This window comes from Bacillus sp. FSL K6-3312 (assembly GCF_038007485.1).
Lineage (GTDB): Bacteria > Bacillota > Bacilli > Bacillales > Bacillaceae > Bacillus > Bacillus pumilus.
Window position 1 is genome coordinate 2,256,872 of record NZ_JBBOXI010000001.1, and the last position, 12,018, is coordinate 2,268,889.

The 12,018-nt window shown below is 42.7% G+C and carries 10 protein-coding genes; all 10 read right to left on the minus strand.

Going from position 1 to position 12,018, the window contains the following annotated elements; all coding sequences use genetic code 11:
- Position 1: 1 nt before the first annotated feature.
- The 10 genes from smc to sdaAB all read right to left on the minus strand — a co-directional run bounded on the left by smc (position 2) and on the right by sdaAB (position 11,918).
- The gene (smc, locus tag MHI11_RS11740) at positions 2–3,562 is read right to left on the minus strand and encodes a chromosome segregation protein SMC (protein ID WP_340961132.1); all 3,561 of its coding nucleotides are present in this window, start codon (positions 3,560–3,562) and stop codon (positions 2–4) included.
- 105 nt (positions 3,563–3,667) lie between these two features.
- Positions 3,668–4,411, minus strand: a complete 744-nt coding sequence (gene rnc, locus MHI11_RS11745; RefSeq protein ID WP_044141936.1) for a ribonuclease III — start codon at positions 4,409–4,411, stop codon at positions 3,668–3,670.
- A 184-nt stretch (positions 4,412–4,595) separates the two neighbouring features.
- Complete coding sequence (gene acpP, locus MHI11_RS11750) at positions 4,596–4,829, minus strand: acyl carrier protein (protein ID WP_003212028.1); 234 nt, start codon at positions 4,827–4,829, stop codon at positions 4,596–4,598.
- 81 nt (positions 4,830–4,910) lie between these two features.
- Entirely contained in the window at positions 4,911–5,654 is a 744-nt protein-coding gene (gene fabG, locus MHI11_RS11755; protein WP_058014008.1) for a 3-oxoacyl-[acyl-carrier-protein] reductase, read from the minus strand.
- Positions 5,654–6,598: an ACP S-malonyltransferase gene (gene fabD / locus MHI11_RS11760; protein WP_137054638.1), complete on the minus strand. Its 945-nt coding sequence runs from the start codon at positions 6,596–6,598 to the stop codon at positions 5,654–5,656. The genes fabG and fabD overlap by 1 nt, the downstream gene beginning before the upstream one ends.
- A 15-nt stretch (positions 6,599–6,613) precedes the next feature.
- Positions 6,614–7,612 carry a phosphate acyltransferase PlsX gene (plsX, locus tag MHI11_RS11765; protein ID WP_034662420.1) on the minus strand — a complete coding sequence of 333 codons (999 nt, stop codon included), beginning with the start codon at positions 7,610–7,612 and terminating at the stop codon, positions 6,614–6,616.
- Positions 7,613–7,627: 15 nt separating this feature from the next.
- Positions 7,628–8,194 (minus strand): transcription factor FapR, encoded by a 567-nt coding sequence (fapR, locus tag MHI11_RS11770; protein ID WP_003210820.1) that lies wholly within the window; start codon positions 8,192–8,194, stop codon positions 7,628–7,630.
- Positions 8,195–8,306: 112 nt separating this feature from the next.
- On the minus strand, positions 8,307–10,355 hold the full coding sequence (gene recG / locus MHI11_RS11775) for an ATP-dependent DNA helicase RecG (protein WP_340961133.1): 2,049 nt from the start codon (positions 10,353–10,355) through the stop codon (positions 8,307–8,309).
- Positions 10,333–11,235, minus strand: coding sequence for an L-serine ammonia-lyase, iron-sulfur-dependent, subunit alpha (gene sdaAA, locus MHI11_RS11780; RefSeq protein ID WP_012009925.1), 903 nt, complete (start codon positions 11,233–11,235; stop codon positions 10,333–10,335). Before sdaAA ends, recG begins: the two co-directional genes overlap by 23 nt.
- 20 nt (positions 11,236–11,255) lie before the next feature.
- Entirely contained in the window at positions 11,256–11,918 is a 663-nt protein-coding gene (gene sdaAB, locus MHI11_RS11785) for an L-serine ammonia-lyase, iron-sulfur-dependent subunit beta (protein ID WP_003212160.1), read from the minus strand.
- Between the last annotated feature and the right edge of the window lie 100 nt (positions 11,919–12,018).

Genomic DNA, 12,018 nt, shown 5'->3' on the forward strand with positions numbered 1-12,018 from the left:
ATTACTGGACAAGCTCTTTCGTTTCTTCTAGTTTGACAGATACAAGTTTTGAAACGCCTGACTCCTGCATCGTAACACCGTAGAGCACATCTGCTTCTTCCATTGTTCCTTTGCGGTGCGTAATGACTATGAATTGTGTTTCCTCGCTGTATTTTTTTAAATATTGTGCAAAGCGGAAAACATTGGCTTCATCAAGCGCCGCTTCTACCTCATCTAACACGCAGAATGGAACAGGTCTGACTTTTAAAATAGAGAATAGTAAAGCGATCGCTGTTAATGCTCTCTCTCCGCCTGAAAGAAGGCTTAAGTTTTGCAGCTTTTTCCCTGGCGGCTGCGCGACAATATCAACGCCAGAGTTTAGTAAATCGTTTGGATCTGTCAGCTTAAGATCTGCTTTCCCGCCGCCAAATAATGCTTGGAAAACTGATTCAAAATGCCCGCGAATTTGCGAGAATGTTTCAGAGAAGCGCTTTGTCATCTCTTGATCCATTTCTTCGATCACTTGGAATAATGTATTTTTCGCTTCTGTCAGATCGTTTCGCTGCTCTGTTAAGAAGAGATAGCGTTCATTTACTCGTTCATACTCATCAATGCTGCCTAAGTTCACTGTTCCTAGCTCTTCAATGGCTAATTTGATCAGCTTCACTCGTTTTCTTGCTTCATCTGGCGATAACGTTAGATGATACATCTCTTTTGCCCCTTCAAACGAAAGAGCATACTCTTCGTTCAAATAAGCGATGAGGTTGTCGAGCTCAACTTCCATACGGCCAAGCTTAATTTCTTCATCTTTTAAGCTTGTGGTGAGCTGCTTGTAAAGGCGTTTTTGTTCTTTCAGTTCACGTTCAGCAAATTCTAACCTTTCAGAAAGAGCTAGACGCTGTTTACGTCGCTCTGAAATGAGTGCGGTTGTTTTGTTTTTGTTTTCCAGTTTCTCTTTCGCCGCTTCTTCCAATTGTTCTGCTCCGCTTGAGCTAGACGTCATTTCACTTGTTAAGAGTGACAGATCTTCTTTTGTTTCCGTCAGCGTTTGTTCAGCCTCTTCTAATTCGGCCATTAAGCTCGAAAGCTTTTCTTGTTCATTTGCTAAGGACTGCTCTTTTTTGGCAAGTGAGATTTTCAGTTCAGTTAATTCGACAGAAATGGTTTCTTTCGTTGAGCTTTGGGTCTGCTTACGCTTTGTTAATGTATTGATCTCTTGATCTAGGGTGGTCAATTTCTCCCCTATAGAAACTTCAAGAGCTGCCTGCTTTTTGTCCTTATCCGTAAGTTCAGTAGAACGAAGCTGCAATTCGTCTTTTTCTTGATCATAGAGTTCAAGGTGAGCATTAATATTTTTTTCTGCTACTTGCAGTTCGTATAGCTTCCCTTTGAGCTCTTGCTGCTGTTCTCGAAGCGTTTCTCCCCGCTGACGCAGTTCGTTTAATTGGCTTTCGTTTGTTGCAATCAATTGTTTTGTTTCTTTTGTTTCCTTTTCAAGGATCGTTGTTTTTTCTTCCATTTCAACAAGCTGCTTTGTTAATGTTTCGATTTCTCGGTTTCTTGAAAGAAGGGAGTTGTTCTTTTTCTTTACACCGCCACCGGTCATTGAACCGCCGGGGTTCACAACATCTCCATCAAGGGTCACGATGCGATAACGATGACCAAGCATTTTTGCCAGTTCATTGGCGCCTTTTAAGTCTTTAACGATCAGAACCGTTCCAAGCAAGTTCTGAATCACCTTTTGATACTTTTCGTCAAAGGAAACAAGGTGACTCGCTACACCGATAAATGCAGCGTGTTGCTCGGCTGTTTGGACGTCTCTATGCTGAATGGTGCGTTCTTTGATCACATTCATTGGCAGGAAGGTCGCACGTCCAAAGGAATGCTGCTTTAAGTATGCAATTGCTTGTCGCGCTGCGGCTTCGTTTTTTGTGACGACGTGCTGCGTTGCTGCACCTAACGCGATTTCAATCGCTGTCTCATGCTGCTGATCTGTTTGAATTAGCTCTGCAATGGCACCGTGAATACCACCTAACCGCTCTTTTGCCTTTAAGACCTCTTTTACTCCTTGGAAAAAGCCTGAGAAGTCTTCCTGCATGGATTCTAGCATCTCTTTTTTTGATTTTGCCTGCTGCACATATTGATAGGCTTGGTAAAGAGCCGTTTCTTTTTTCTCGTATTGACGTTTCATTTGCTCAAGCTTTTGTTCCGCTTCTCTAAAACGCTTGACTTGAGCCAGAATGTCTTCTTCTAGGGCTGAAAGCTGCTGCTCAGCCTCTGTTTTTTTCTCTTTGACAGACACACGTTCTTCAATGTGTTTTTGGTTGTTTTGCGTGAGCCGATCCAGCTGCATAGCCGCTTGGCGCTGCTGTTCTTCTAACAATTTGCGTTCATTGCGTATAGAAGCCTGTTCATTGAGCAGATCAAAATAATCGCTTTTTAGCTGTTCAATTTGACCTTCCACATCTTCACTATGGAGCGATAGTTGATGTTGCTTTGTTTTCACTTCATCTTTTAGCTGCTGCACTTCTTTTTGAAGGCTGTCCCGCGTGATTTTTTGCTGCTGAATCTTTTCGGTTAGCTGCGCCTGCTTTTCAGTTAAGCGAATGAGCGTTTCTTCTAGCTGTCCTTGGTTTGCGGCTGCATTTTTCTTCCGTTCTTTTAGTACTTCTTTTTTACCTTCAAGCTTTTCTAACTCCTCACTTGTGAAAAGAAGAACTTCTTGCAGGTCATTAATTGATTCGTCAAGTGCTTGAATGCGGTCTCTTGATTCTTCAATTTTGGCTTCTTTTGCTTGAATATCTGTGGATTGCTTCATTTCATCTTGTTTGAAGCGCTCGACAGCTTCACCAAGTGTTGTCCATTTTTCATGAAGTGCTTCGATGTCATGGACAGTTAAGGCGATTTCGACATTTTCAAGCTCTTCTTTTTTTTGCAAATAGTCCTTTGCAATAGATGCCTGCATTCTTAATGGTTCTACTTGATCTTCTAGTTCATGCAGAATATCTTCTACTCGGTTTAAGTTGTCCTGCGTTTCAAACAGTTTATTCTCGGCTTTTTTCTTTCTTGTTTTATATTTCAAAACACCAGCCGCTTCTTCAAAGATGCTTCTTCTCTCTTCTGCCTTACTAGATAGAATTTCTTCTACCTTCCCTTGGCTGATGATCGAAAAAGCTTCCTTTCCAAGACCTGAATCCATGAAAAGATCAATAATATCTTTTAAGCGGACAGATTGATTGTTTATGAGAAATTCACTTTCTCCTGAACGATAGACTCTTCTTGTCACACTGACTTCGTGAAAATCGATCGGTAAAAAGTGATCTTCGTTATCTAATGTTAAAGTCACTTCTGCTAGATTGACTCTTTTTCTTGAGTCGCTTCCTGCAAAAATGATGTCTTCCATTTTTCCTCCGCGGAGGCTTTTCGCTGATTGTTCTCCAAGTACCCAACGGATAGCATCGGTAATATTACTTTTGCCGCTTCCGTTTGGTCCAACAACAGCGGTGACCCCTTTGACAAAGTCCACGGTCACTCGCTGTGCAAAAGATTTGAATCCTATCACGTCTAAACGTTTGAGGAACATGAGAGTGATCCTCCTTATGTATTTAAAGTACTATTATCTTACCATATGAAGTGAAAAAAGATGATGGAAAACAGAGTGAAATCCCCCTGAATGACGAGGGGGATTTTATTGGTTCATATGATGTTTCTGCAATTTAGCAAGTGCTTCCTGTGCAGCATGCTGTTCTGCTTCTTTTTTACTGCGGCCATTTCCAATTCCAAGCACTTCTCCGCGAAGGGAGACATTTGCTTCAAATTCCCGGTTGTGTGCTGGTCCTTTTTCATGCAGGATGTGGTATTCGAGTACACCTTTTCCATCGCGCTGAACGAATTCTTGCAGCTGGCTTTTAAAGTCCATGACATGCGAGAACGCTCCATCATTAATTTTTGGATAAACATAGGCTTCTAGGAATCGCTCCACTGGCTCAAGCCCTTGATCTAAATAAAGTGCTCCGATAAACGCCTCGAATACGTCCGCTAAAAGTGCTGGGCGTTTTCTCCCGCCTGTCATTTCTTCGCCTTTTCCTAAAAGAACAAGTTCTCCGAAGGACAGCTCATGTGCCAGAGACACAAGTGACGGTTCACATACGATCGCTGCTCTTAGTTTTGTTAAATCTCCCTCGCTCATCGCAGGATATTTCGCAAATAAAAATTGAGAGATGGTCAATTCTAAAACAGCATCTCCTAGAAATTCAAGTCTTTCATTATCCTCGTATGGCTTTTTCCGGTGCTCATTCACATAAGAGGAATGCGTAAACGCTTGATATAGAAGTTTTTCATTTTGAAAGTGTACAGAAATGCGCTGCTGGAATTCTCTAAATTGCTCTAGTTTTTTGCTCTGTTTCTGTTTGTCTTTATAGTGTTTTGGCATAGCAACCTCCAGGTAGGCTTAATCGCCTTTAAGGATACTGATTATATGGAGTCTCTCTTTCTACATGCAAGGAAACATTGCTCCTTAGCATCTGAAAAAGGCTGACAATTGATCAGCTGAATATGTTGAAACTAACATAAATTTTGAAAGTCCCGTCATGAAAACAGACGGGACTTTGTTACGCTTATTGCTGGCTATTTATGTAGTTCACAGCGTCACCGACTGTTGCAATTTTTTCAGCATCTTCGTCAGAAATTTCCATATCGAACTCATCTTCAAGTTCCATAACTAGCTCAACTACATCAAGGGAATCAGCGCCTAAATCTTCTTTAAATGAAGCTTCCATTTTCACGTCAGCCTCATCAACGCCAAGGCGGTCTACAATAATTTTTGATACACGCTCTAATACGTCTGCCATTGCCTTTCACCTCCCCTCAAAGTATTATAGTTGATTCGTTTTTAAAAAACTAGAGAAAACCTAATGAAATTTTGATATTTCTTAGGACATGACCATTCCGCCATCTACTTGGATGGTTTGGCCTGTAATATAACCTGCTCCTTCTGAAGCTAAAAAGACAACAACGTTGCTAATATCTTCAGGTGCACCAAAGCGTGCAAGCGGGATTTGTTTGAGCATTTCAGTCTGTACATTCTCATCAAGCTTGTCTGTCATATCTGTTGAAATAAAGCCTGGTGCTACTGCATTGACTGTAATATGACGGGTTGCCAGCTCTTTTGCTGTTGTTTTCGTTAATCCGATGACACCAGCTTTTGCTGCAACATAGTTTGCTTGTCCAGGATTTCCACATACGCCAACTACCGAAGCCAAGTTGATGATTCTTCCGCTGCGCTGTTTCATCATTTGACGTGTCACGGCTTTTGTACAGTTAAAGACACCTTTTAAGTTTATGTTAATGACGTCATCCCATTCATTTTCTTTCATTCTCATGAGCAGGTTATCCTTTGTGATCCCTGCATTATTGACAAGGATGTCAATTGAACCAAATGTGTCAATCGCTTGTTTCATGAGTGCTTGTACTTCTTCAGCATTTGAAACATCAGCTTTAACGGCAAATGCCTGCTGTCCAAGTGCTTTGATTTCGTCTACGACTTCATTTGCTTTTGCTTCGTTTCCAGAATAGTTGACGACAACATTTGCACCATTCTTTGCTAAATCGATCGCAATAGAACGGCCAATCCCGCGTGATGCACCTGTTACAACGGCTGTTTTATTTGTAAGCATCAAGAATCCTCCTTCAATGTTTCAATGGCTGCTTCAATTGTTTCCTGATCTGAAACTGAAATAGTTGTCAGGCGGCGATTGACCTTTTTTACAAGACCTGAAAGCACTTTGCCCGGGCCAATTTCAATAAACGTTGTCACGCCTAAATCAATCAAACGTTCTACGCTTTCTTCAAATCGAACAGGAGAATACAATTGTTCAATGAGTTTTGTTTCAATAGCATCACGAGATGTAACGATGTCTGCTGTGACATTTGAGATCACTGGTGTTTTGGCATCTGTAATGTTTAGCTTTGACAGAACATCTGTGAATTTTTCAGCGGCTGGTTTCATTAAGGCAGAATGGAAAGGTCCACTCACTTCAAGGGCAATCGCACGTTTTGCGCCTTTTTCTTTCGCTTTCTCTGAAGCGAGTTCGACCCCTTTTGCTGTACCAGAGATCACGATTTGACCAGGACAGTTTAAGTTAGCGAGTTCTACAAGATGACCGCTCTCTGTCACTTCTTTTGTCACTTCTAAAAGCGCAGCTTGATCTAAGCCAAGGATCGCTGCCATAGCGCCTTCTCCTGCTGGAACAGCCTCATTCATTAATTCGCCGCGCTTTCTTACGGCATACACAGCATCTTGAAACGAAAGTGCGCCTGCTGCAACGAGGGCCGTATATTCACCAAGGCTATGTCCTGCTGCGTAATCTGCTTTGATTCCGCTCTCTTCAAATTTCTTTAAGATGGCGATACTTGTCGTTAAAAGAGCTGGCTGCGCGTTATAAGTGAGCGTCAGTTCTTCTGCATCTCCTTCAAAAATCATTGAAGATAAGTCAAAACCGAGGGTCTTGTCTGCTTCTTCAAATACAGCTTTAGATACTGCTTCTTGGTCAAATAAATCTTTTCCCATGCCAATTTTTTGAGAGCCTTGGCCAGGGAATAAAAATGCAATTTTAGTCATGCTGCTATACCTCCATTAAGACTCGTTCGTGGTTTCTTTTTGGACTTCTTGATGAATGATGGCTGAAACATCTTTTTCTACAATATCACGTGCCTGACGAATGGCATGAAAAATGGCGTTTTCATCAGAGGAACCGTGCGCTTTAATGACAGGTGCCTTTAAACCAAATAAAGCGGCACCACCATATTCGGAGTAATCCATTTTAGATTTCATCTGCATCAATTTCGGCTTCATCATGCCAGCCGCTATTTTTGCTGTGAAGCTGGATGTTAATGTTTCTTTCAGCATTTTAAATACAGAAAGAGCTGTGCCTTCAATCGTTTTCAGGGCGATATTTCCTGTGAAACCATCTGTGACAACGACATCAGCTACACCTTCTAGTAAATCACGAGACTCCACATTTCCTACGAAATTCAAGTCTGATGCTTTTAACAATTCAAAGGTTTTTTTCGTGAGATCGTTGCCTTTTTTATCTTCTGTTCCTACATTTAACAATCCTACACGCGGATTGCTCTTTGGAAAAACACGCTCTGCGTAGATTGAACCCATCATGGCATATTGCATTAGGTGTTCTGGTTTGGCATCAACGTTTGCGCCGACATCTAGTAATAAAAACCCGCTGCCATCAAGTGTTGGCAGTGTTGGAGCAAGTGCCGGTCTATCGATGCCATCAATTCTTCCTACGATAAACAGTCCTGCTGTCATGAGTGCGCCAGTGTTTCCTGCTGAAATACAAGCATCTGCTCGTCCTTCGGATACTTCTTGCGCCATTTTCACCATAGATGAATCCTTTTTACGCCTGACTGCACGCACTGGTTCATCTGTCGGTTCAATGACTTCTTTTGCATCTAAAATCGTGATGCGCTCGTTATTTGTTATGTATGGTTTGATTTTATTTTCATCGCCGACAAGTGTAATCTCGATATCTGAAAATGCCGTTAAGCTTTTTTGCACACCGTCAATAATGGCTTTAGGGGCATGGTCTCCCCCCATTGCATCGACTGCAATTCTCATATTACGTGCCACCTTTTACTTTTGTTTTGAGCGATACATGACGAAGTCACCTGAGAAGACAACTTCCTCACCGACATAGCTGTTTACTTCAACTACAGTTCTGCCTTTTTCTTTATCATGCGAGGCTACTTTGGCTTTTGAGACAACTCGTTCGCCTTGTTTAACCTGCCTTGTAAATTTAATATTCGCTTTTGCTGTTAAAGCCAGTTCATCGTCAATGACCGCTACTGCAAGCGAATTTGCCTGGGCGAAGAGATGATGTCCCCTGGCAATTTGGTTTCGGCTAAATACATGCTCTTTTCTCACTTCTAAAATGGAAATGGCTTGGTCATCAAGCTCTACATCAATCATTTCTCCAATCACTTCATCCAGCGGAAGTGACTTCACTTCATCCTCTAATGTCTTTTCGGCCACATGCTTAATTCTTTCGCGTAATTCAGGAATTGACAGTTCCAAACGATCAAGACGAACCGTTTGAATGCTTACACCGAATTTACTTGCCAATTCTTCATCAGTAATGAACGGAGTCGAACTGATCGTTTGCTGGAGAAGCTTTTGACGTTCTTTTTTATTTAGTTTCATATGCAGACACCATCCGTACATTTATGACTAGGTACTAATAGTAGTATATAATCTCATAGATGATAAATCAATCCTTGTTTCAAAAAGACAAGAAAATTCCTCCAGCGCTTGATCAGCTTAATTTATCTCCGCCCAGCACCCCGCTGTCTACAAGTGTTTGCCGAAGTTCTTTGTATTCGGGATCTGTCCAAAATGCATCTGATTGCACAAGTTCTGCCGCATCTTTTCTAGCAGTTTCCAGTGCTCTGTAGTCATGAACCATATCTGCTACTTTAAATTCAGGCATTCCGCTTTGTTTTTTACCGAAGAAATCACCGGGTCCTCTTAGCTCTAAGTCCTTTTCAGACAGCTCAAAGCCGTCGGTTGTTTCGGACATAATCCTCATCCGCTCTTTCCCGGTTTCCGATTTTGGATCCGCCATTAAAACACAAAATGATTGATGCTCTCCGCGTCCAACCCGGCCTCTGAGCTGATGAAGCTGAGACAGTCCGAAGCGGTCTGCATCGTAAATGACCATAATGGTCGCATTCGGCACGTTGACGCCCACTTCAACGACTGTTGTTGAAACGAGAATTTGTACTTCATTTGCTGTAAAGTCTCTCATCACCTGATCTTTTTCATCGCTTGCTAGTTTCCCGTGCATTAAGCCGATCGACCACTTACCGCGGTATGCCTCTGTCAGCATGCTGTGGACATCAATCGCATTTTGTACATCCAGCTTGTCCGATTCTTCTATAAGTGGACAAATAATATATGCCTGTCTTCCTTTTTTTAGCTCTTTATCCACAAATGCAAGAATCCTCTCAAGCATGTCATGCTTGACCCAATACGTTTCGATCTGTTTTCTGCCGGCTGGTAATTCATCAATGACGGAAACGTCCATTTCTCCAAAAACAGTGATCGCAAGTGTGCGCGGAATAGGTGTGGCAGTCATGAATAAGACATCTGGGTCCTGCCCTTTACTTCTTAGTTTTTTCCTTTGTTCGACGCCAAACCGGTGCTGCTCATCTGTGATAACAAGACCGAGCTGCTGAAATTCGACTTCGTCTTGGATAAGTGCATGCGTTCCGACTAATATATCAATCTCGCCCTCTTTTAGACGTTCAAGCAATTCTCTGCGGCGCTTTCCTTTGACAGAGCTTGTGAGTAGAGCGATATTTAGTCCCCATTTTTCAAACAGCTGATAAAGGGAATCTGCATGCTGCTCTGCCAAAATCTCTGTTGGGACCATCAATGCACCTTGATAGCCTGATAAATGAGCGGCATATAGTGCAATAGCTGCAACAGCTGTTTTCCCTGAACCTACATCCCCTTGAAGCAGACGGTTCATCCGGTACGGGGACGCCATATCAGACATAATTTCATCAAGCACTCTTGATTGTGCCTTCGTCAGCGGAAATGGCAGGCTGTGAACAAACTCAAAAACAGCGTCTTTAGAAAACGGATGCTGGATGCCCGATGTTTTTTCTCGCTCTTTCTTTCTGATGGCCTGCATCTTCAGCTGGAAAATAAGAAATTCCTCGTACACAAAGCGCCGTCTTGCTTGCTTGAGTGAGTCTCTTGTTTCTGGCAGGTGAATGGTTTTTAATGCTTCCTGATAGGACATGAGTTTATAGGTAGAGACAAGCTGCTTTGGCAGTGGATCTTCAGCTTTATCTACATAAAGTGTCAAGGCTTGTTTTACAAAACGCCTCATCATCTTCACGGTTACATTTTCTTTTACTGAATAAACAGGCTCTAAACTGCCATCTTGCTCGTGCGTCCCTTTTTTAAATTCCTGCACCATGATGGATTGACGGTTTTTATCCCATTTCCCAGTGATGGATACCGTATCACCTAACACAAGGCTTCGTTTTAAATAAGGGCGATTGAAGCAAATCGCTGTGATGAGAAAACGCCCGACAAGCAGCCTGAATGTCAGCCTGCTTCGTTTTTTTCCATAATAGGTGAGGACGGGCTCACTGTGCACTTTTCCTTCAACTGTGACACGTTCGTCATGCTTTACTTCTTCTAAATTACGAAGCTCATAGTCGTCATATCGATAAGGAAAGTAGCCAAGTAAATCGGCTACTGTGTGAATTCCAAGTTCATTGAGTGTTTTTTCGGTTTCTTCTCCAATCCCCTTGAGGACAGAGACGTTATCTTGCAGTTTCTGTATCACGAGATGAGGTCACACCTCCGAAAATCTTCTTTTCAAGCTCTCTTGCTGTCGGTGTTGCAGCAAGTCCGCCTTGTGCTGTTTCGCGAAGTGCCGTTGGCATAGTTTGACCGATTTTATACATCGCATCAATGACTTCATCACATGGGATACGGCTTGTGATGCCGGCAAGTGCCATATCTGCTGCGATCATCGCATTTGATGCACCCATTGCGTTTCGTTTTACGCACGGTACCTCGACAAGTCCAGCTACTGGGTCACAAACAAGTCCAAGCATATTTTTCAGTGTAATCGCCATTGCTTCAGCAGATTGCTGAGGTGTACCGCCTGCCATTTCGACAATGGCTGCTGCCGCCATCCCCGAGGCTGAACCTACCTCAGCCTGACAGCCGCCTGCTGCACCAGAGATGCTCGCATTATTGGCCACAACAAAACCAAATGCGCCAGAAGTGAATAGGAATCTGACCATTTGTTCCTTTGTTGGCTTTAATGTTTGTTTTACTGCAAATAATGTACCTGGCACAACACCTGCTGAGCCTGCTGTAGGCGTTGCACAGATCGTCCCCATTGCGGCATTGACTTCATTTGTTGCCACTGCCTTACTAACAGCATCTAATATCGTATGACCAGACAGTGTTTTGCCTGATGCGATATACGCTTGAAGTTTGACCGCATCTCCGCCTGTTAAACCGGATAATGATTTCACACCTTTCAGCCCGTTTTCTACAGCCTGCTCCATCACTTCTAGGTTGCGGTACATCTGGGAAAAAATATCTTCACGCGACTTCCCTGTCACTTCCATTTCTTGCGTAATCATGATTTCTGAAATGGAGGTATTGCGTTCTTCTGTTAGCTGCACGAGTTCTTTGACGTTTTTAAACATCATTCATAACCTCCTTGTTGTTACTCTGCAATTTGTGTGACTTGAATAATGTTTGGCAGCGTTTCAAGCTCTGATAAGGCAGCTGGGTCAATATTTTGATCCACTTCGATGGTCATCAGAGCCTCTTGCCCGACATCTTTACGCGCCACTTCCATATGACCGATGTTGATGGCAAATTTCGCTAACACGTTGGCAACTGCCGCAATCGTGCCGTAGCGATCGTTATGAACCACAAGAATGGCAGGATGATTTCCTGAAAGTCTGAGCTCAAAGCCATTCAGTTCAGTAATTTCAATTTTACCACCGCCGATGGAAATCCCGATTAATTCAAGGCTTCCGTTCGCATCTGATATCTCTACTTTTGCTGTATTCGGATGCGCTGGTACCGCATCTTCTTCTTTAAATTCAATGTCGATCCCTTTGCTTTTTGCAATATCGATCGCTGTTTTGATGCGTTCATCAAATGTATCAAAGTCAAGAACACCGCCGATCATGGCGACATCTGTACCATGTCCTTTATACGTATCTTTAAAAGAGCCATAAAATGAAACGACTATTCGCTTCGGTTCTCTTCCAAATAAGCTGCGAGCCACTCTTCCTATTCGAGCCGCACCCGCTGTGTGCGAACTTGATGGACCAATCATGACGGGTCCAATAATATCAAACACACTTCTAAATTTCATAGGTCTTCCCCTCTCATAACCACTCACATATTGGTTTGGTTCTTTCTTTAGACTAATGGATTCAATCGTTTCCCGCAACTCATTTCACCGTTGAATCGTT

Excerpts from the sequence above, each read along its gene's own strand:
- smc (WP_340961132.1), bottom strand. The coding sequence starts at position 3,562 with ATGTTCCTCAAACGTTTAGACGTGATAGGATTCAAATCTTTTGCACAG.
- rnc (WP_044141936.1), bottom strand. The coding sequence starts at position 4,411 with ATGCCAAAACACTATAAAGACAAACAGAAACAGAGCAAAAAACTAGAG.
- acpP (WP_003212028.1), bottom strand. The coding sequence starts at position 4,829 with ATGGCAGACGTATTAGAGCGTGTATCAAAAATTATTGTAGACCGCCTT.
- fabG (WP_058014008.1), bottom strand. The coding sequence starts at position 5,654 with ATGCTTACAAATAAAACAGCCGTTGTAACAGGTGCATCACGCGGGATT.
- fabD (WP_137054638.1), bottom strand. The coding sequence starts at position 6,598 with ATGACTAAAATTGCATTTTTATTCCCTGGCCAAGGCTCTCAAAAAATT.
- plsX (WP_034662420.1), bottom strand. The coding sequence starts at position 7,612 with ATGAGAATTGCAGTCGATGCAATGGGGGGAGACCATGCCCCTAAAGCC.
- fapR (WP_003210820.1), bottom strand. The coding sequence starts at position 8,194 with ATGAAACTAAATAAAAAAGAACGTCAAAAGCTTCTCCAGCAAACGATC.
- sdaAA (WP_012009925.1), bottom strand. The coding sequence starts at position 11,235 with ATGTTTAAAAACGTCAAAGAACTCGTGCAGCTAACAGAAGAACGCAAT.
- sdaAB (WP_003212160.1), bottom strand. The coding sequence starts at position 11,918 with ATGAAATTTAGAAGTGTGTTTGATATTATTGGACCCGTCATGATTGGT.